Below are 20,401 nucleotides of genomic sequence, written 5' to 3' on the forward strand. Positions count from 1 at the left end.
CTGTGCGGCGGTGGGTTCTAAAATAAAGGATGTTCGTTTTTTTTGTCGAGGAAGTTAGGTACCCCAATGTCGGACCGTAAGCGGCAACGCGCGCCTCAGCTAAGGGCAGTTCAGACCAGAGCGGCCATCCTGCGCGCGGCGGCGGAGGTCTTCGACGAGTTCGGTTTCAGCGGAGCCAGCATCAGCAAGATCATGAAGCGGGCGGACGTCACGCAGGGCGGGATGTACTTCCACTTCGGCTCGAAGGAGGAGCTCGCCTACGCCGTGATGGTCGGGCAGGGCGACGGCCTGGAGTTTCCCGAGGGGGAGGACGGGCTGCAGCACCTGGTGGACATCACGCTCTACCTGGCCGAGCAGCTCCAGCACAATCCGGTGCTCCGGGCCGGCGTACGGCTGGCGGTGGAGCAGGGGGAGTTCGGCCTGCGCGATGACGTCGCGTACCAGGCCTGGGTCCTCGAGTTCCGCCAGCAGCTGCGCTTCGCGCGGGCCAAGGGGGAGCTCCAGCCGGACATCGACGACCACGAGCTGGCGTGGGTCCTGGTCAGCTCCTTCACCGGGGCGCAGCTCTTCTCCCAGGCGTCCACCGGACGGGCCGACCTGCCGCAGCGGATCGCCTCGCTGTGGCGCTACCTGCTGCCCGCCGTCGCCACGGACGACACCCGCGCGAACGTGCGCCTGACCTTGCGGCCGGCGCAGCCGTCGCAGCCGTCGGAACCGGAGCAACTGGTGTGAGCGCGCCTCACGTCGTCGTCACCGGGGCGACGGGCTTCGCGGGGTCGGCGGTGCTGCGCCGACTGGCCGCGCAGGCGCCGCAGGCGGTGGTGCGCGCGGTGTCCCGTACGCCTCCGGCCACGGCGCACGGGGTGCGCTGGGTCGACGCGGATCTGGCCGCCGCGGAATCCCTGCGCGGGGTGTGCGACGGCGCGGACGTCCTGCTGTCGCTGGCCTCCTACATCGGACCGGACGCCGAACGGTGCGCCGCGGTCAACTCCGCGGGGACCGAAGCCCTGGTGGCCGAGGCGAGGCGGGCGGGCGTGGGGCGCATCGTCCAGCTGTCGACCTGCGCGGTCTACGGGCCGGGGCCGCATCGCGGACAGGACATCGGCGAGCTGACACCCGCCCCGGTATCGCCGGCCAGCCGCAGCCGGCTGGCGGGCGAGGAACCGGTGCTCGAGGCGGGGGGACTGGTCCTGCGCGCGGGGCTGGTGCTGGGGACGGGCGACCGGTGGGTCGTACCGGCTCTCGTCGACGCCTTCCGGCGGGTACCGGCCGGGTGGGGCGGAGGCGAGGGGCTGGCCTCGTTCGTCGACGTCGACGACCTGGCGCGGCTCATCGTGGCATTCGCGCTCGGCGGCGGCAGTGGCGGCGGCAGTGGCAGTGGCGACGCGGCCGGGGCCTCGGGCGTCCTGCACGCCCACCATCCGGAGCCGGTGCGCAACCGGGACCTCATGACCGCCCTCGCCGGCCACCGGGTGCTGCCGCAGCGCCCCGCCGGCGACTGGCCGTGGCCCACGTGCCTGGACGCCCTGGCCGGGACCCCGGGTTGGGTGAGCGAGCGCCAGTTCACGCTGCTGGCCCGGGACCACTGGTACCGCGCCGACGAGGCGTGGCGGCTCGCGGGGATCGCACCGGGGCCCGGACCGCTGGCCCGGCTCGGCCGGGCGGCGCAGTGGTACAGGGAAAGGGGCGGGCTCGTCCCGGGGTGACGGCGATCTGCCAAAGCCTCAGCGGGATGGGGACGGGCGGGCCCTGGCGGGGAGGGCGGCGGGTAGCGTCCGGAACACCGACGGTCACCCCCTGAAGGAGTGGAAATGCCCGACCTTTCGAACATCGTCAAGGCGTATGACGTGCGTGGTGTCGTGCCGGACGAGTGGGACGAGTCGTTGGCGGAGCTGTTCGGTGCCGCGTTCGTCGAGGTGGCGGGTGCTTCGGCGATCGTGATCGGTCATGACATGCGGCCGTCGTCGCCGGGTCTGTCGGCTGCTTTCGCGCGTGGTGCGGCTGCCCGTGGTGTGGACGTGACGCTGATCGGTCTGTGCTCGACGGACCAGCTGTACTACGCGTCGGGGTCGATGGATCTGCCGGGTGCGATGTTCACGGCCTCGCACAATCCGGCCAAGTACAACGGCATCAAGCTGTGCCGGGCGGGTGCGGCTCCGGTGGGTCAGGACACGGGTCTGTCGCAGATCCGTGAGCTGGTGGAGAAGTGGTCGGATGAGGGTGCTCCGGAGATCGCGGCGGGCACGGTCGCGGGCACGGTCACCGAGCGGGACTCGCTGGCCGGTTACGCGGCGCATCTGCGCGCTCTGGTGGACCTGACGGTGATCCGTCCGCTGAAGGTGGTCGTGGACGCGGGCAACGGCATGGGCGGCCACACCGTCCCCACGGTGTTCGAGGGCCTGCCGCTGGATCTGGTCCCGATGTACTTCGAGCTGGACGGCACGTTCCCCAACCACGAGGCGAACCCGCTGGATCCGAAGAACATCGTGGATCTGCAGGCCCGTGTGCTGGCGGAGGGCGCGGATCTGGGGATCGCGTTCGACGGGGACGCGGACCGCTGTTTCATCGTGGACGAGCGCGGCCAGGGTGTCTCCCCGTCGGCGATCACCGCGCTGGTGGCGGCGCGTGAGCTGGCCCGCAACGGCGGCACGGGCACGGTGATCCACAACCTGATCACCTCCTGGTCGGTGCCGGAGGTGGTCCGGGAGAACGGCGGCACCCCGGTCCGCACCCGGGTGGGGCATTCCTTCATCAAGGAGGAGATGGCGAAGACGGGTGCGATCTTCGGTGGTGAGCACTCGGCGCACTACTACTTCAAGGATTTCTGGAACGCGGACACCGGGATGCTGGCCGCGCTGCACGTGCTGGCGGCGCTGGGCGGCCAGGACGGTCCGCTGTCGGCTCTGGTGGCCTCCTACGACCGTTACGCGGGCTCGGGGGAGATCAACTCGACGGTCGCGGACCAGGCGGGCCGGCTGGCGGCGGTCAAGGCCGTCTACGGCGGCCGTGAGGACGTCAGCGTGGACGAGCTGGACGGCCTGACCGCCACCGGTGCGGACTGGTGGTTCAACGTCCGTGCTTCCAACACCGAACCGCTGCTGCGGTTGAACGTGGAGGCCCGCGACGAGGCCACCCTGGCCAAGGTCCGCGACGAAATCCTCGCGCTGATCCGCGCCTGACGATCCGCGCCTGACTCCGCACGCGGCGGGGCTGCGAGCAGCCCCGCCGCACCCGGACACGTCCGGCTCGTTCAGGCGGACCGGCGTACATCGAGCGGCGGTGCGTACTCCTGCCGCTCTCGCAGGGCCACCGGAACGGCCTTGTACGCGAACGCGGCGGACATCAGCGTCATGTGGTGGTGCCAGCCAGGGAAGGACCGGCCTTCGAAGTCGAGGAGGCCGAACTCGTCCGCCAGCGTGCCGAGGGCCGCGGCGGACCGGGCCGACTCCCGGGCCAGGAACAGCAGGTCGTCCATCCGGTGGCGGCTCATGTTGGTGAGCCAGACCGGACCGCCCCGCAGACCGGGTCCCGGGCGCCTTTCGCCGAACAGACGGTAGGTCTGCTGCGCCCCCGGGACCCCCGTTTCCCCGCCCGGTACCCGGACCAGACCCGAGTGGATGCGCAGCCGCTGCGGTGGCGCGCCGGGGCCGGTGTGCAGCGCGGCGTACGGATGGCTGGTGTTCCCCAGACGAGCGAAGTCGCCCGCGGTGGTCGCGTGCACAGCCGTCCGTACCGGCATCCGTACCGGCGTCCGGGCCTGCGTCCGCACCGGAGCCCGGGAAGGACTCCGGGCCGGCTCGGCCCCGTGCGTCAGCCCGGCGGCGCTGACCGGAAGGGTCGGCGGGACGGACACCAGGAAGTCGTGGCCTCGTCGGCCGAGCATCCCGATCAGCGCGGCGGCGCCGTTCAGGCGGCTGAAGTCGGCGATCACGGGGGCGCGCACCGACGAGGTGCGGGCTGCGATCGAGTCGATGAGCTCGAGGACGAGGGATTCCGGGGTCTGGTGAGCGACCTCCGGTGAGATGCGTGCCCGGCGGCGCATCGCGGGATCCGCCGACCAGGTCTCGGGAAGCAGCAGCCGCCAGTCGACGGGCGCGCTCATGCCGCCCAGGGACAGGAAGAGGCCGAAGCCGTACTGGCAGTTGACGATGCGTCCGGCGGCGGGGTCGAAGCGGCGGTGCACGCCGACCGAGTGCTCGCCGCGCTTGGGGAAGGCCACCTGCCCGATCGTCCAGGCGTGCACCGTGTGTCTTTCCTCCACCCAGCGGAGCAGTTCGGTGCGCGCCGGATCCCAGTCCCAGGGGCTCGCGTTGATGAACTGCTGCAAGGACTGGGAGGCGGTGGGGGACTCCGTCACGGACGCGGCGAGCCTGCGTACGGACTTCTTGCCCGGGGTGGTCAGCAGTCCCTGCAGGTAGACCCGGGCCCAGCGGCGCTGGTCGGCTCTCGGTAAGTGGCCGAAGAGGCGTTCGGTGAACTCGTCCAGGGCGCTGTCCCCGGCATCAAGAGCTCTGCTCCTCGTGTGTGCCGTCATCTGTCTCCCCCTTCGCTGCGGACGCCGGCGTGCGTCGTAGGTACCATCAGAATACAGAACGTTCGTTTTTTTTCTAGCGTAGGAGTGGCGCCCTTCCCGCGACTTGGGCACGTTGGTAGCCGGGGTCCGTCGTGAGGACGGCGGTGGCGGGGGTGCGGGTGCTTCTTCGTCAAGTCGGCGTTGTGTGCGGTCGGCACCCGGGGCGACGCTGGAGGTCGCCATCCCGACCTAGGACGTATTGGCGAGTCAGGAACGACCTGGATGGCAGTGATTGCGCAGTGGTAAAGCAAGAGCGCGGCGTGCGCACCCGAAATCATCTGATCTCGGTGGCCGCCGCTGAATTCGACCGCAACGGATATGACGGGACGTCATTATCCCGGCTGAGCCGCTCCGCCGGCATATCCATAGGAGCCCTCACCTTTCACTTTTCCGCGAAGGGGGAACTGGCCTCGGCCGTCGAGGATTCGGGGCGGGAGGCCACCCGCAGAGTGGTCGAGGACGTGACGGCCCGTGGCGGACTGGCGTTGGACACCGTCTCCGCGCTCGTCCTCGAACTGGGCTGCCTGATCGAGGAGGACGCGGTCGTGCGCGCCGCCGCCCGGCTCACCCAGGAGCGTGTCGGTGCAGGTCCGGCATGGTGCAGCTGCTGGTTCCCGGAGGTCAGGGAGCTGCTCGAGCAGGCTGCCGAACAAGGGCAGCTCAGCCCCGACGTCGACCCGCGCCCGGCCGCCCTGCTGACGGCCCATCTGGTGGGAGGTGTCGTCGTACGGGCGCGCCGCGGCCGGGTCGGCGGCACCGGTGCGATCGTCGCCGAGGTCAGAGAGCTGTGGCGGCTCATCCGGCGGGGCATCGCGGCGCCGGAGCCGAAACCGGAAATGCCCAAGTAGGCGGAAAATGCGGAGAATTCAAGCCGATGGCGTGCGGCGCCCTCTAGCGTCAGCGGCATGAATTCCACACCTCATCGCATAACCAAGGCAGTCATCCCCGCTGCGGGACTCGGTACGCGCTTCCTCCCGCTGACCAAGGCCACCCCGAAGGAAATGCTGCCGGTGGTCGACAAGCCGGCCATCCAGTACGTGGTGGAAGAGGCGGTCGCGGCGGGGATGTCCGACATCCTCATGGTCACCGGCCGCAACAAGCGGCCGCTCGAGGACCACTTCGACCGCAACTACGAGCTGGAGGAGGCCCTCCAGCGCCGGGGCGATCAGGACAAGCTCGACAGCGTCTGCGCCTCCACCGAGCTCGCCGACATCCACTACGTGCGCCAGCGGGACCCCAAGGGGCTCGGCCACGCCGTCCTCTGCGCCGCCCCCCACGTCGGCCAGGAGCCGTTCGCCGTACTCCTGGCCGACGACCTGATCGACCCCCGGGATCCGCTGCTGGCCCGCATGGCCGAGGTGCGCGCCCAGCACGGCGGCAGCGTCGTCGCCCTCATGGAGGTGGATCCGGACGCGATCCACCAGTACGGCTGCGCCGCGGTGGAGGAGCGGGCGGGCGGTGCGGGCGTACGCATCACCGAACTGGTCGAGAAGCCGGAGCCCGGCACCGCGCCCAGCAACCTCGCCATCATCGGCCGCTACCTCCTCGACCCCGAGATCTTCGAGGTCCTGCGGGGTACGAGCCCCGGACGCGGCGGCGAGATCCAGCTGACGGACGCGCTGCGCGCCCTGGTTCAGGCGGGCCGTCCCGTGCACGGAGTCGTCTTCTCGGGCCGGCGCTACGACACCGGGGACCGTGCCGAGTACCTGCGCGCGACGGTCAGGCTCGCCTGTGAACGGGCGGACCTGGGGCCCGAATTCCTTGCCTGGCTGAAGGAGTTCGTGCGCTCGGAGCAGCTCGTCGGGGTGTGATCCGCGCGGCCCGGTGGGCGACCGGGGATCTTCCGCGGTCGCCCACCCCACGGAACGGCTACTTCGCCAAGTTGCCCAGATCTCAACGGAGTTCGGCCACAGGTTGGGTTACCGAACGGTAGTTACGTAATTTTTTCCCCGGGGCCGGCGAGCGGATCGGCGGCCGAAGCATCGAGTGCACGAAGGGAGGTGAACTTCATGGGCAAGCCGAACGCGACCAGCGCGGCCGACACCCCCGACAGCGCCGTCGAGGTACCGGTCGGCGCGCTGCTCGCCGCGGACTCCCCGCGTGTCGTCCGCGTGGACGAGAGCCATGCACACGGCCTCGCCCAATCCGGCCGGGCACTGCCGCCGCTGCTCGTGCACCGCGACACCATGCGGATCATCGACGGAACGCACCGGCTGCGGGCCGCCGTACTGCGCGGGCAGGACACGGTGGCGGTCACGTACTTCGACGGCAGCGCGGAGGACGCGTTCGTCCTCTCGGTCGAGGCCAACATCAGTCACGGGCTCCCGCTGACGCACGCGGAGCGGACGGCCGCGGCGTTACGGATCCTGCGGTCCCATCCGGACTGGTCCGATCGCGGCATCGCGCAGCGGACCGGCCTGGCGGCCAAGACCGTCGGGGCACTGCGACGCCGCGCCGGTCCCGCGCCCGATCCGCCGGGCCGCGTCGGCCAGGACGGCCGCATCCGGCCGGCCGATCCCGTACGCGGGAGGGAGGCCGCGGCCCGGCTGCTGGCAGGCAGTCCCACGGCCTCCCTGCGGCAGATCGCACGGGAGGCGGGCATCGCGCCCTCGACCGTACGGGACGTCCGGCGCCGGATCGGCGAGGGAGCGGATCCCGTGCCCGCAGTCCAGCGGCGCTCCGGCAACGCCCCCGCCCCGCCCCCGGTGCCCGCCCGGGGCCGCGGGCAGCCACTGCCCGTACTGGTCACCAGCCTGTGCAAGGACCCCCTGCTCAGGCTGAGCGAGGCGGGCAGGCTCCTGCTGCGCATGCTCGACCTCCAGGTGAGCGGATTGCGCCAGTGGGAGCGGATCGTCGCCGCGATACCCCCGTACCGCGCCGAGACGGCGGCCGCCGCGGCCGCCCAGTGCGCGCGGGACTGGCAGGAACTGTCCGAAGAACTACGGCGCCGTGCCTCGGCGCAAACCCCTGCCCCCGCCGGCTTCCCCGGCAAGTACCGGCCTTCGAGCTGAAGGCCTCCGTTGTGATGGAAAGGATGTATGGCGATGTCGGTTGTCGAGGGTGCGCGTGTTGACGCGGGTGCAGGGGAGGGGGGAGGAGCCGGGGGCCCCGCCCGCCTGGACGGGCGCCTCAAGCTGGTCCTCGTGGTGCTGCTGGTGGCGCAGTTCATGCTGGCGGTTGATTTCTCGATTCTGAACGTGGCGTTGCCGGTGATCGGTGACGGGCTCGGTTTCTCGTTGTCGAATCTGCAGTGGATCGCGACGTCGTTCGCGCTGTGTGCGGCGGGTTTCACGCTGTTGTTCGGGCGGGTCGCGGACCTGTTCGGCCGGCGCCGGCTGTTCCTGGTGGGTCTGGCCGTCCTGGGCCTGTCCTCACTGGCGGGAGGGCTCGCGACCAGCCCTGAAATGCTGATCGTGGCCCGGGTGTTCCAGGGTCTGGCGACCGCGGCGGTGACTCCGGCCGGCCTGTCCCTGCTGACGACCTCGTTCCCCGAAGGCCCCCTGCGCCAGAAGGCGCTGGGTCTCAACGGGGCCCTGATGTCGGCGGGATTCACCACCGGAGCCATCCTGGGCGGTGTCCTGACGGACCTGCTCTCCTGGCGGTGGGCGTTCTTCATCAACGTCCCGGTTGCGCTCGCGGTGCTGCTGATCGCTCCTGCGGTGATCAAGGAGTCTCGCCCGTCGGTGCGTCCGAAGCTGGATCTGCCGGGTGCCACGGCGGTGACGCTGGGTCTGCTCGCCCTGATCTACGGTCTGACGCAGGCGGGCGAGCACGGCTGGGGTTCGGGTTCGGCGCTGGCGTGGCTGGCAGCGGGTGTGGTCCTGCTGATCGTGTTCTATGCGATCGAGTCGAAGACGACGAGTCCGCTGGTGCCGGTGTCGGTGCTGAAGAAGCGAACCGTCGCCTGGGGCAATATCGCGGGTCTGATCGCGTTCCTGACGGAGACCAGTCTCGTCTTCCTGATGACGCTCTACCTTCAGGAAGTGCTGGACTTCTCGCCGCTGGCGGCGGGTCTGTCGTTCGGTGTGCTGGGTATCGGCACGGTGATCGGTGGTTCGATCGCGCCTCGGGTGATCGCGGCGACGAACACCTGGACCACGCTGGTGGCGGGTGGTGTGCTGCAGGCGGTCGCGACGCTGAGTCTGATCGCACTCGGTGAGACCTCGTCGAGCATGTGGCTCCTGCTCATCGCCACCTTTGCCGGTGGTGTGGGGAACATGCTGGTGATCGTCGGGTTCATGGTGACGGCGACGACGGGTCTGCCGGATCACGAGCAGGGCATGGCGACCGGTCTGGCGACGATGACGCAGCAGATCGGTATCACGATGGGCACGCCGGTCATGTCGGCGATCGTCGCGGCGAACACCGACATCCACGAGGGGATCACGACCGCGGTCATCGTGAACACCGCGATCGTCCTGGTCGGCATCCTCACCACCGTCCTCTTCCTCCGCACCAAGGCCGCCAAGGACCTCGCGGCCGCCGGCTGAGAACCCGGCCGAAGCATCCCCCGAGAGGCGCCCCGGCACGGTCCGCACGACCGGACCCGCCGACCGTGCCGGGGCCGCCTCTCCCCCCAAGGTCTCCTCTTCCCAAGGAACGTGATGGACCTCCATATCGAAGACTGCGTGTACCTCGTCACCGGCGCGTCCTCCGGGATCGGCGAGGCAACCACCCGTCTGCTGGCCGCAGAAGGCGCCACCGTCGTCGGTGTCGCCCGCAAGCCCTGGAACACCGAAGCCCTAGGCGACCGGGTCAGCACGATCACCGCCGACCTCACCGACCCGGCCGCTGCCCGGCAGGTCGCCGACACGGTGATCGAGCGCCACGGCCGGCTCGACGGCCTCGTCAACAACGTGGGCGCGCTGGAATCCCGCACCGGCTTCCTCGACGTCACCGACGAGCAGTGGAACAGCACCTTCGAGGTCAACTTCCACTCCGCGGTCCGCATGACCCGCGCGGCCCTGCCCGCGCTGCTGGAGACCGGGGCGGGCGCCATCGTGCACATCGCGAGCGAGGCCGCCCGCTTCCCGGACCCGGGCATCGTCGACTACGCCGCCACCAAGACGGCGCTGCTCTCCGTCTCCAAGTCCCTCGCCGCCGAGTTCGGCGTACGCGGGGTGCGCTCCAACGTCGTCTCGCCCGGGCCCACCCGGACGGCGCTCTTCGACGCGCCCGGCGGCTTCGCCGAACAGCTCGGCGAGCGGTTCGGCCTCCTGCCCGACGAGGCCGTCGACCACTTCATCCGCGAGGTACGCCGGCTGCCGAGCGGCCGCATCGGTACTCCCGACGACGTCGCCGGTGTCGTCACGTACCTGCTCTCCCCCCTCGCGGACCAGGTCACCGGCGCCGAGTGGAGCGTCGACGGCGGCGCCCTGCGGCAGATCTGACCGGGCCGATGCGTCCTTCCCTCCTCGCCCTCGCCATCGGTGCCTTCGGCATCGGGACCACCGAGTTCGTCATCGTCGGTCTGCTCCCGGACGTCGCCGACGACCTGTCCGTGTCCATCCCCTCCGCCGGCATGCTGGTCACCGGGTACGCCCTCGGCGTGGTCGTCGGCGCACCCCTGATGACCGCGGCCGGCGCCCGGCTGCCGCGCAAGACCATGCTCGTCGCGCTCATGGCCATCTTCATCGCGGGCAACCTGCTCTGCGCCCTCGCCGGCGACTACACCGCCCTCATGGGCGGCCGGCTGATCGCCGCCCTCACGCACGGCGCCTTCTTCGGGATCGGGTCCGTCGTCGCCGCCGACCTGGTGGCACCCGACCGGCGGGCCAGCGCCATCGCCCTGATGTTCACCGGCCTCACCCTGGCCAACGTGCTCGGCGTACCACTCGGCACCTTCCTGGGCCAGCAGTTCGGCTGGCGCTCGACCTTCTGGGCCGTCACCGGCATCGGGGTGGTCGGACTGCTCGGCCTCATCACCCTGGTCCCGGCGCAGCCGCGGCCGGAGAGCGGAGCGCTGCGCGCCGAACTCGCCGTCTTCCGCAAGCCCCAGGTGTGGCTGGCCCTGACGACGACGGTCCTCGGATTCGGCGGCGTCTTCGCCTCCTTTACCTATCTCGCACCGATGATGACGGAACTGGCCGGCTTCTCCGACGGAGCGGTCGCCTGGCTCCTCGTCCTCTTCGGCGTCGGGCTGTGCGTGGGCAACGTGCTCGGCGGCCGGGCCGCCGACCGGGCCCTGATGCCCAGCCTCTACGTCATCCTGGGCGGCCTCTGCGTCGTACTGGTGATCTTCACCTTCACCTCGCAGGCCGCTCTGCCCGCCGCGATCACCCTGGCCGCCTTCGGGGCCATCGGGTTCGCGACGGTGCCTCCGCTGCAGGCACGTGTGATGCAGCAGGCCGCCGGGGCTCCGGCCCTCGCCTCCGCGGCGAACATCGCGGCCTTCAACCTAGGCAACGCCCTCGGGGCCTGGCTCGGCGGCCTCGCCGTCGCCCACGGCCTGGGCTGGACCTCGCCGACCTGGATCGGCGCCGGACTCGCAGCCGCCGGTCTGGGCACCGCGGCGCTCTCCGGCCTGCTCGACCGCCGGCGCGGCGGGCCGCCCCCGCTGCCCACGGCAACGCTGCCCACGGCAACGCGCCCCACGGCAACGATCCCCGCCGAAGCACTCCCCGCCGAACCACTCATCGAACAGAAGTCGAGGTAGACCCATGAACGGTGTCGATCGCAGGACCATGCTCACCCGCGGCGCGGCCGTCGTCGGAGGCGCGGCGGTGGCCGGCGCGCTGGCCGGTCCCGCGGCGGCCGCCGCGTCCCCCGCCCCGTCCGGCGGCGCGGCCGCCGGTACCGGATCGGTCGTCAAGCCGGGTGATCCGCGCTACGAGATGCTGACCACCGGAAACAACCAGCGCTTCGTCGCACGCCCGGACTACATCAAGATGGTCCGCTCGACCGCGGACGCCGAACGGGCCCTGAGAGACGCCGTCCGTGCGGGCAAGCGCGTCTCGGTGCGCAGCGGCGGCCACTGCTTCGCCGATTTCGCCGCGCACCCCGAGACGGAGGTCATCATCGACTTCTCGGAGATGACGCACGTGGGGTACGACCCGGCGTTCCGGGCGTTCGTCGTCGAGGCCGGCGCCCGTCTGATCAACGTGTACGAGGCCCTGTACAAGGGCTGGGGCGTCACGATCCCCGGCGGGATCTGCTACAGCGTCGGAGCCGGCGGACACATAGCGGGCGGCGGCTACGGCCTGCTCTCCCGGGCCCACGGCCTGGTCGTCGACCACCTCTACGCCGTGGAGGTCGTGGTGACGGACGGGAAGGGCGGCGTCCGTACGGTCGTCGCCACCCGGGAGAAGAACGACCCGAACCGGGAACTGTGGTGGGCGCACACCGGCGGCGGCGGAGGCAACTTCGGCCTGGTGACCCGCTACTGGTTCCGTTCCCCGGGGGCCAAGGGCTCCGTCCCCTCCGAGCAGCTGATATCCCCGCCGTCGACGGTCCTGGTGAGCGCCGTCGACTTCCCCTGGGAGCAGCTGACGGAGGCGAAGTTCACCCGGCTGCTGAAGAACTTCGGTGCCTGGCACGCCGCGAACAGCGCCCCCGACTCCCCGTACCGCAACCTCTCCAGCCTGTTCAACGTCAGCTCCAAGGTGCACGGCAGCGTGGGGATGTTCACCCAGGTCGACGCCACGGTGCCAAACGCGCGGAAGCTGCTGGACGACTACCTGGCCGCCATCACGGCCGGTACGGGCGTCACCCCGAAGGCGTTGACCCGCGCCACCGGCGAGCTGCCCGCGATGCCGCAGTTCGCGGAGCCCAGGACGCTGCCCTGGCTCCAGGCGACCCGGCTGGTCGGCACCAACAACCCGGTCATCACCAACCCCACCTCGCGCGGGGCGCACAAGTCGGCGTACATGCGGAAGAACTTCACGGACCATCAGATCACGGCGCTCTACCAGTACATGAGCCGGCCGGACTTCAAGAACCCGGACACCATGCTGGTGCTGTTCTCCTTCGGCGGCCAGGTCAACGCCGCGGCGCCCGACGCGACGGCCAACGCGCAGCGGTCCTCCATCTTCAAGATGTGCTTCCAGACCTTCTGGCAGGAGGAGAGCGAGGACGAGTTCTACCTGGGCTGGCTGCGCGGCCTGTACGAGGACTTCTTCTCGGCGACCGGTGGCGTGCCCCTGATCGACGACAGCACCGACGGCTGCTACATCAACTACCCCGACCGCGACGTCACCGATCCGCGGCGCAACCGCTCCGGCGTGCCGTGGCAGACCCTCTACTACAAGGACAACTACCCGCGCCTCCAGCAGGTGAAGCGGCGGTACGACCCGTCCGACTTCTTCCGGCACTCCATGTCCATCAAGCCCGCCCGCGGCTAGCGAGCACCGCTTCTCCTACGTTTCCCCTGTTCAGAAGCCCCGTACTCCGGTCTCCGGAGTGCGGGGCTTCTGTCGTTTCCGTCCAACTGTTCGAGTGGCCAGGGGTGTTCGTTGACTCCCCGGCCGGCTCCGGGAAAGCTGTGTCTTGGCCGGAAGAGGGCGCTGGAAAGCCCCTCGCAGCGAGATCCGATCCCCTGGCCACCACCCGAAAAACAGCCCTTCCGCGGCACCGCCATGCCGCGCGCTTCCCCGTCATGCCCTGGCTCGAATTGCCCTCGTGAAGGAAGTAGAGGAAACCATGCGTTCCGTCGCCGTAGTCCTCGGCACCCGGCCCGAAGCCATCAAGTTCGCGCCGGTCATCCGCGCCCTCCAGGACGACCCGCGTTTCGAGCCGGTCGTGATCTCCACCGGCCAGCACCGCCAGATGCTCGACGAGACCCTCGACGCCTTCGGCCTCACCGCCGACGTCGACCTGAAGGTGATGGCGCCCAAGCAGACCCTCTCCCAGGTCACCTACCGGTCGCTGCGCGGCCTGGAGGACTACTTCGCCACCGCGCCCGCCGACGCGGTCCTGGTCCACGGTGACACCGCCACCACCCTCACCGGGGCCCTGGCCGGGTTCCACCAGCGGATCCCCGTCGTCCACGTCGAGGCCGGACTGCGCAGCGGCCGGCTCGGCTCTCCCTTCCCCGAGGAGGGCAACAGACGGCTCGTCGCGCAGATCGCGGCCCTGCACCTGGCCCCCACCCCCGGCAACCTGGCGAACCTGCTGCGCGAGGGCATCGACGCCGACACCGTCACCGTCACCGGCAACACCGTCATCGACGCCCTGCGCTGGGCCAGCGGCCGCGCGCAGAGCTACGGCGTCCCCGCCCTCGCCGACCTCGACCAGGACCCCTGCCGGGTCGTCCTGGCCTCCGCGCACCGCCGCGAGGCATGGCCGTACCTGCCGCAGATCGGGCAGGCCCTGGCCCGCATCGCCGACGAGCCCGGCGTCCGCGTCGTCGTCCCGCTGCACCGCAACCCCGTGGTCCGCGAGGCGCTCCTGCCGTACATCGGAGGCCACCCGGCCATCACCGTCGTCGACCCGCTGCCCTACCTCAGCTTCTGCAAGCTCATGGGCCGCGCCGACGTCATCGTCTCCGACAGCAGCGGCAGCCAGGAGGAGGGTCCCGCGCTCGGCAAGCCCACCCTGGTCCTCGGCGACGTCACCGAACGCTCCGAGGCCATCGTCGCCGGCACCGCCTGCCTCGTCGGAACGGGCACCGACGGCATCGTCGCCCACACCCTGGAGCTGCTGCGCGACCGGGCCGCCTACGACCGGATGGCCAACGCCGCCAACCCGTACGGAGACGGCCGGGCCACCGCGCGCACCGTCGACGCGCTCGCCCACTTCTTCGGCATGGGGCCCGCCCCCGAGCCCTTCGTCCCCGAGACCGCCGTCGACGAGCTCAGCGTGGAACTCGCCCGTACCGCCGACTTCGCCCGCACCTGACCGAGACCGAGAGGAAGCACCGTATGAGCGCCACCCCGTCCGCCATCGAACGCCCGCTGAACTTCAGCACCCCGTACCTGAGGGCCGACCTCGTGCGCGACGCCGTGGACTACACCGTCGAAGGCCGCACGATCGTGATCAACCCCGGCACCACCCCCGTGACCGTCGCCGAGGTGCCGCGCAAGACCATCCCCCCGCTCTCCTCGACGGTGCTCGCCGGCACCCGCATAGAGAAGGCCGACGCGCTGCTCCTGCTGCGCCCCGCGGCGGAGGACGCCGAGATGGCCCGCATCACGGGGGAGCCGGGCTGGTACCACCTCGCCGACCTGCTCGGCCCCGGGGAGTTCTCCCGGGAGACCCCGCTCTACCGGAGCCCCCAGGACGAGATCAACACCGTCCTGTTCGACCCCGCCCACATCCTTGGCGAACGTGAAACCGCCCTGGACCAGCGCGAGTTCAACGTCAGGGCCAACCTGTGGTTCGCGCCGGCCGGCACCGACTGCTTCATCCACAACACGCACGACTTCATCGAGGTCCACACCCAGGTGCACGGCCTCGGGCGCATGCAGCGGTTCCGCGACCACGACCAGGCCTCCCTCTACCAGGACGTCCTGATGAGCCCGGGCTACACCACCCCGGACCCGTTCTGCGCGACCGGCCCCCAGTGCAGCTACCACTACCCGATGCACCAGTACCGGGCCGACACCGACTGCGTCTGGCTCGCCATCGAGTACCACCCCGTACCCCGCGCCCTGCGCACCCTGCCCGTCCCGACCGTCTTGGAGAACCACTGATGACCGCCACCAGCAAGGCCGCCACCAACAAGAATGGCGAGAGCGTCCTGCGCGCCCCGAAGTTCACGGCTGAGGTCGTCGCCGACCAGCTCCGCGACGGCTACTGGCTGGAGGCTCCCGACATCGACGGGGACGGCAAGCCCGACCTGTTCGGCTACGGGCTGCGGCTCGGCGAGATCTACTGGTACGCCAACGACGGCGACTGGACCCGCCGGCTGATCGCCGACCGGATCAAGATGCCCGTGGGCGCCGACTTCGCCGACGTCAGCGGCAACGGCCACCCCGACGTCATCGTCTGCTACGACCTGTACGGCCCGATCGGCACGATCCACGACGCCAACACCGAAGGCGGCAAGATCGACTGGCTGGAGAACCCGGGCACCCCGGACAAGGACGAGTCCCGCTGGAAGCGGCACTACGTCGGACGCGCCACCGGCATGCACCGCCTGCGCGCCGGCCACTTCACCCGCACCGACCGCCTCCAGATCATCGGCCTGCCGATCGTCGCCAAGGAAGACGTCCACGCCGTACTGCCGGTCGTGCTGTTCACACAGCCCGACGACGTGCACACGGCGGAGGAGTGGCCGATGACCGTCATCGACGACAGCCACTTCCGGATGATCCACGGCGCAGAGAAGAAGCAGGGCCTGGTCCCCGGCTCCGACCTCGAGTCCCTGCTCCTGGCCTCCGACGAGGGCGTCACCTGGCTCTACTACGACGAGGCCCGCCAGGAGTGGATCCGGGAGCTGATCGGCACGGGCGAGCTCACGCAGTTCGAGCAGACCGGCTTCCGCGGCAGCGGCGACCTCAACGCGGGCCGGCTCGGCGACGACCCGATGGCGTACGTCGCCGCCATCGAGCCCTTCCACGGCAACACCGTGGCCGTCTACACGAAGGGAGCTGAGGGCGAGGGCTGGAACCGCGTGCTGCTGGACGTGTACGGCGACCCCAACGAGAACGGCGAGGGCCCAGGCCACCAGATCGTCTGCGCCGACTTCGACGGCGACGGGGACGAGGAGTTCCTCGTGGCACTGCGCGGCCCGTGGCCCTGGCAGGGCGTCATGTACTACAAGGCGATCGACGCGGCCAACGGGGTCTGGGCCAAGTGGCGGGTCTCCGAGGAGTCCGTCGCCCGCATCGCCACGGCCGACTTCAACGGGGACGGCCGCCTGGACTTCGCCACCATCGCGTACTCCGTCCAGAACTACTACGTGGCCAAGGACGCCAAGCTCATGGTCTACCGCAACGAGATCGAGCAGTAGGCCCGGGCCCCGACCGGCCGGTCCCGCGACGCCCTTCGCGCCACCGGGACCGTGCACCGCACCGCGGAGCACGGTCCCGGCGGCTGTCCCCTGACGAACCCTCTTCCGAAAGAGCGACCCTGTGGCCTCCTCGACGCCCTCCGAAGCCGCCAAGCGGGCGAAGCTGCCCTCACTGACCGGCCTGCGGTTCTTCGCCGCCCTCCTCGTCTTCTTCTTCCACTCCTCCCTGTCGGACTCCCCGATACCGCCGAACGCCCCGATCAACCCCTTCGCCGACGCCTCGATCGCCGACGGCTACGCGACGGCCTTCGGCAAGGCCGGCTATCTCGGGGTCTCGTTCTTCTTCGTCCTGTCCGGCTTCGTACTGGCCTGGGCCTCGCGGCCCGGCGAGCGCGTCACCGCCTTCCTCCGCCGCCGACTGCTGAAGATCTACCCCAACCACATCGTCGTCTTCGCCGCCGCGATGATCCTGTTCGCCGGCGCCGCGGTCACCAGCGTCGCCGACTGGCTGCCGAACCTGCTCCTGATCCACACCTGGTTCCCGCAGGCGACCGTCAACCTGAGCGTGAACCCGCCGAGTTGGTCCCTCGGCAGCGAGCTGCTCTTCTACGTGCTCTTCCCGCTGCTGATCGTCCCGATCCGCAGGATCCGGGGCGCGGCCCTGTGGGTGTGGAGCGGCCTGATGGTCGCCGGCATGGTCGCCGTCCAGCTGGTCTCGACCTACGTCGTCCCCGACACCCCGAAGTCGGCCATCACCCCCGTCTCCGACCTGCAGTTCTGGTTCGGCTACCTGCTGCCGCTCGGCCGGGTCTTCGAGTTCGCCCTCGGCATCCTGCTCGCCCGCGTCGTCCTGGCCGGACTCTGGCCTCGGCGCGTCGGCTTCGGCGCCGCCGTGGCCCTGACCGTGCTCGGCTACGCCGCCGCTCTCGTCGCCCCGTTCCAGTACGGATTCGTCGTCGCGACGATCGTTCCCGTCGCCGCGCTCATCGGGGCCACCGCCAACGCCGACGTACAGGGCCGCACCACGTTCCTGCGCAGCCGGCCCATGGTCTGGCTCGGCGAGGTGTCCTTCGGGTTCTACCTCGTCCAGGGCGTCACGATCTTCTACCTGCGCTCGCTGCTGGGCGAGGCCACCTACAGCGTCCCCGTCGCCCTGCTGGTGATCGCCGGCTTCTTCTGTGCCTCGCTGCTGGGCGGCTGGCTCCTCTTCCGCTTCGTGGAGATGCCCGCCATGCGCCGCTTCGGCCGCAGCCGCCCCCGTCCGCAGCAGGTCCCGGACGTGGTCGCCGAACCGTACGAGAGCCAGGCCCCGGTCCCCGCCACGACCGGCGGCCGCGCCCGCTGACCCGTACGCCCCGCCACCGCCGCCCCTACCGCTCTGTGCCCCCGCCCGCGTCCGCATCCGCCGACGCGGGCTTCGGGCTGTCGTGCCCCGCACTGCCGGAACCGGCGGTCAGACTCGACAGCATGCGCAGCGCCGCGTCGGAGGGAGAGGACTCGGGGGCGCTGTAGAGCAGCATCCGGTGGTTGGTGCCGTCGGTGAGGTGCAGGTTCTCGAAGTCGAGGGTCAGCGGGCCCACGACCGGGTGGTGCAGGGTCTTCGTACCCACGGTGCAGTCCCGCACCGGGTGCTTGGACCACAGCGTCGCGAAGTCGGGGCTCTGCAGCATCAGGGACCCGATGAGCTCGGCCAGCGCGCGGTCCTCGGGATTGCGTCCGGCGACCAGGCGCAGCGCCGCCAGGGCGACACGGGCCTCGCTCTTCCAGTCCGTGTACAGCTCCCGGGTGTGCGGGTCGAGGAACAGCATCCGCGTGAGGTTGGGGCGTACGGCGGGGTCGTCGGGGCTCGCGAAGCCGAGGTGCCCGGCGAGCAGGGCGTGGCCCAGCGGGTTCCAGGCGAGCACGTTGTTGCGGCCGTCCAGAACGACGGCGGGGACCTGTGGCATCGCGCCGATCAGCCGGCGCGTGGCGTCCCGGGCGTACTCGGGACGGGGCGACGGGGACCGCTTGGCACGCGGCGGCCGGGCGAGGTTGAGCAGATGGGCGTGCTCGTCCGGGGTCAGACGCAGGGCGCGGGCCAGGGCGTCGAGGACGCTGTCCGAGGCGTTCGTGCTCTGTCCCTGCTCCAGATGCGTGTAGTACGTGATGCTCACGCCGGCCAGCAGGGCGAGCTCCTCGCGCCGCAGCCCGGGCACGCGCCGGCGGGTGCCGTGGGAGGGGAGCCCGACGTCCTCGGGCTGGAGCTGGGCTCGACGGGTGCGAAGGAATTCGCCCAGGGCAGTGGGTGTGTCCATGCGTTCCAGTGTGCCGGGGGAGGGCCCGGAACGCTGCCCGTGAAGGTGGCCCTGGCAGTGCTAGCCTGCCCGGCGCCAGCACAACCAGGGGGCTGGGTAACCCCTTCCGACCGGTCCAGAGTCGATCCCGCAACACCTTGTTGCGTGATCGAGAGGATGTGTCGCGATGTCGGTTGTCGAGGGTGCGCGTGCTGATGCGGGTACGGGGGTGGCGGAGGGGCCCGTCCGTCTGGACGGGCGTCTGAAGCTCGTGCTGGTGGTGCTGCTGGTGGCGCAGTTCATGCTGGCGGTTGATTTCTCGATTCTGAACGTGGCGTTGCCGGTGATCGGTGACGGGCTCGGTTTCTCGTTGTCGAATCTGCAGTGGATCGCGACGTCGTTCGCGCTGTGTGCGGCGGGTTTCACGCTGTTGTTCGGGCGGGTCGCGGACCTGTTCGGCCGGCGCCGGCTGTTCCTGGTGGGTCTGGCCGTCCTGGGCCTGTCCTCACTGGCGGGAGGGCTCGCGACCAGCCCTGAAATGCTGATCGTGGCCCGGGTGTTCCAGGGTCTGGCGACCGCGGCGGTGACTCCGGCCGGCCTGTCCCTGCTGACGACCTCGTTCCCCGAGGGGCCGTTGCGTCAGAAGGCGCTGGGTCTCAACGGGGCGCTGATGTCGGCGGGATTCACCACCGGGGCCATCCTGGGCGGTGTCCTGACGGATCTGCTCTCCTGGCGGTGGGCGTTCTTCATCAACGTCCCCGTTGCCCTCGCCGTCCTGCTCATCGCCCCCGCCGTCATCAAGGAGTCGCGTCCCACCACCCGCCCCAAGCTCGATCTGCCCGGCGCCACCGCCGTCACCCTCGGGCTCCTGGCCCTGATCTACGGTCTGACGCAGGCGGGTGAGCACGGTTGGGGTTCGGGTTCGGCCCTGGGCTGGCTCGGTGCCGGTGTGGTCCTGCTGATCGCCTTCTACGCCGTCGAATCGAAGACCGCCGAGCCCCTCGTACCCGTCAGCGTGCTGAAGAAGAAGACGGTGGCCTGGGGCAATATCGCGGGTCTGATCGCGTTCCTGACGGAGACCAGTCTCGTCTTCCTGATGACGCTCTACCTTCAGGAAGTGCTGGACTTCTCGCCGCTGGCGGCGGGTCTGTCGTTCGGTGTGCTGGGTATCGGCACGGTGATCGGTGGTTCGATCGCGCCTCGGGTGATCGCGGCGACGAACACCTGGACCACGCTGGTGGCGGGTGGTGTGCTGCAGGCGGTCGCGACGCTGAGTCTGATCGCACTCGGTGAGACCTCGTCGAGCATGTGGCTCCTGCTCATCGCCACCTTTGCCGGTGGTGTGGGGAACATGCTGGTGATCGTCGGGTTCATGGTGACGGCGACGACGGGTCTGCCGGATCACGAGCAGGGCATGGCGACCGGTCTGGCGACGATGACGCAGCAGATCGGTATCACGATGGGCACGCCGGTCATGTCGGCGATCGTCGCGGCGAACACCGACATCCACGAGGGGATCACGACCGCGGTCATCGTGAACACCGCGATCGTCCTGGTCGGCATCCTCACCACCGTCCTCTTCCTCCGCACCAAGCAGCCCGGCAACTAAGGCAACTCCGCCTTGTGACAGCCCTGCCGCGGCGGCGAACGTTGGCCCCAGGCACG

At 70.3% G+C, this 20,401-nt stretch carries 17 protein-coding genes; 15 read left to right on the top strand and 2 right to left on the bottom strand.

Annotated features, from left to right (window positions below):
- Positions 1 to 66: 66 nt before the first annotated feature.
- The 3 genes from OHA89_RS31610 (at position 67) to OHA89_RS31620 (ending at position 3,179) form a co-directional block, all read left to right on the top strand.
- Positions 67 to 732: a ScbR family autoregulator-binding transcription factor gene (locus OHA89_RS31610; protein WP_266611088.1), complete on the top strand. Its 666-nt coding sequence runs from the start codon at positions 67 to 69 to the stop codon at positions 730 to 732.
- Positions 729 to 1,706, top strand: coding sequence for an NAD-dependent epimerase/dehydratase family protein (locus OHA89_RS31615; protein WP_406367664.1), 978 nt, complete (start codon positions 729 to 731; stop codon positions 1,704 to 1,706). Before OHA89_RS31610 ends, OHA89_RS31615 begins: the two co-directional genes overlap by 4 nt.
- Positions 1,707 to 1,811: 105 nt before the next feature.
- Positions 1,812 to 3,179, top strand: coding sequence for a phosphomannomutase/phosphoglucomutase (locus tag OHA89_RS31620; protein WP_266611092.1), 1,368 nt, complete (start codon positions 1,812 to 1,814; stop codon positions 3,177 to 3,179).
- 71 nt (positions 3,180 to 3,250) lie between these two features.
- Here the strand turns inward: OHA89_RS31620 and OHA89_RS31625 are convergent, their stop codons facing one another.
- Positions 3,251 to 4,534 carry an IS701 family transposase gene (locus OHA89_RS31625; protein ID WP_406367666.1) on the bottom strand — a complete coding sequence of 428 codons (1,284 nt, stop codon included), beginning with the start codon at positions 4,532 to 4,534 and terminating at the stop codon, positions 3,251 to 3,253.
- Positions 4,535 to 4,833: 299 nt separating this feature from the next.
- Between OHA89_RS31625 and OHA89_RS31630 the strand changes: the two genes are divergently transcribed.
- The 11 genes from OHA89_RS31630 to OHA89_RS31680 all read left to right on the top strand — a co-directional run bounded on the left by OHA89_RS31630 (position 4,834) and on the right by OHA89_RS31680 (position 17,808).
- Complete coding sequence (locus OHA89_RS31630; RefSeq protein WP_266611096.1) at positions 4,834 to 5,421, top strand: TetR/AcrR family transcriptional regulator; 588 nt, start codon at positions 4,834 to 4,836, stop codon at positions 5,419 to 5,421.
- 57 nt (positions 5,422 to 5,478) lie between these two features.
- Positions 5,479 to 6,384, top strand: a complete 906-nt coding sequence (gene galU, locus OHA89_RS31635; RefSeq protein WP_266611098.1) for a UTP--glucose-1-phosphate uridylyltransferase GalU — start codon at positions 5,479 to 5,481, stop codon at positions 6,382 to 6,384.
- A 198-nt stretch (positions 6,385 to 6,582) separates the two neighbouring features.
- A complete protein-coding gene (locus tag OHA89_RS31640; RefSeq protein WP_266611100.1) occupies positions 6,583 to 7,584 on the top strand; it encodes a ParB N-terminal domain-containing protein in 1,002 nt (333 codons plus the stop codon).
- A gap of 33 nt (positions 7,585 to 7,617) precedes the next feature.
- Positions 7,618 to 9,063, top strand: a complete 1,446-nt coding sequence (locus OHA89_RS31645) for an MFS transporter (RefSeq protein WP_406367667.1) — start codon at positions 7,618 to 7,620, stop codon at positions 9,061 to 9,063.
- A 114-nt stretch (positions 9,064 to 9,177) separates the two neighbouring features.
- A complete protein-coding gene (locus OHA89_RS31650) occupies positions 9,178 to 9,963 on the top strand; it encodes an SDR family NAD(P)-dependent oxidoreductase (protein ID WP_257557544.1) in 786 nt (261 codons plus the stop codon).
- An 8-nt stretch (positions 9,964 to 9,971) separates the two neighbouring features.
- Positions 9,972 to 11,228 carry an MFS transporter gene (locus OHA89_RS31655; protein WP_266611105.1) on the top strand — a complete coding sequence of 419 codons (1,257 nt, stop codon included), beginning with the start codon at positions 9,972 to 9,974 and terminating at the stop codon, positions 11,226 to 11,228.
- 4 nt (positions 11,229 to 11,232) lie between these two features.
- Positions 11,233 to 12,912, top strand: coding sequence for an FAD-dependent oxidoreductase (locus OHA89_RS31660; RefSeq protein ID WP_406367670.1), 1,680 nt, complete (start codon positions 11,233 to 11,235; stop codon positions 12,910 to 12,912).
- A 298-nt stretch (positions 12,913 to 13,210) separates the two neighbouring features.
- Positions 13,211 to 14,407 (top strand): non-hydrolyzing UDP-N-acetylglucosamine 2-epimerase, encoded by a 1,197-nt coding sequence (wecB, locus tag OHA89_RS31665; RefSeq protein ID WP_257557547.1) that lies wholly within the window; start codon positions 13,211 to 13,213, stop codon positions 14,405 to 14,407.
- A gap of 23 nt (positions 14,408 to 14,430) precedes the next feature.
- Positions 14,431 to 15,201, top strand: a complete 771-nt coding sequence (locus OHA89_RS31670) for a hypothetical protein (RefSeq protein ID WP_266946834.1) — start codon at positions 14,431 to 14,433, stop codon at positions 15,199 to 15,201.
- Positions 15,201 to 16,463, top strand: a complete 1,263-nt coding sequence (locus OHA89_RS31675; protein ID WP_406367672.1) for an FG-GAP repeat domain-containing protein — start codon at positions 15,201 to 15,203, stop codon at positions 16,461 to 16,463. Before OHA89_RS31670 ends, OHA89_RS31675 begins: the two co-directional genes overlap by 1 nt.
- Positions 16,464 to 16,584: 121 nt before the next feature.
- On the top strand, positions 16,585 to 17,808 hold the full coding sequence (locus OHA89_RS31680; RefSeq protein WP_406367674.1) for an acyltransferase family protein: 1,224 nt from the start codon (positions 16,585 to 16,587) through the stop codon (positions 17,806 to 17,808).
- Between the two features lie 25 nt (positions 17,809 to 17,833).
- On the opposite strand, the gene OHA89_RS31685 is transcribed toward OHA89_RS31680, so the two are convergent.
- Positions 17,834 to 18,757 carry a helix-turn-helix domain-containing protein gene (locus tag OHA89_RS31685; RefSeq protein ID WP_257557552.1) on the bottom strand — a complete coding sequence of 308 codons (924 nt, stop codon included), beginning with the start codon at positions 18,755 to 18,757 and terminating at the stop codon, positions 17,834 to 17,836.
- Positions 18,758 to 18,923: 166 nt separating this feature from the next.
- Here OHA89_RS31685 and OHA89_RS31690 point away from each other — a divergent pair, with 166 nt between their 5' ends.
- Positions 18,924 to 20,345 (top strand): MFS transporter, encoded by a 1,422-nt coding sequence (locus OHA89_RS31690; RefSeq protein ID WP_406367676.1) that lies wholly within the window; start codon positions 18,924 to 18,926, stop codon positions 20,343 to 20,345.
- Positions 20,346 to 20,401 lie beyond the last annotated feature (56 nt).

The organism is Streptomyces sp. NBC_01546 (genome assembly GCF_045208355.1).
GTDB lineage: Bacteria > Actinomycetota > Actinomycetes > Streptomycetales > Streptomycetaceae > Streptomyces.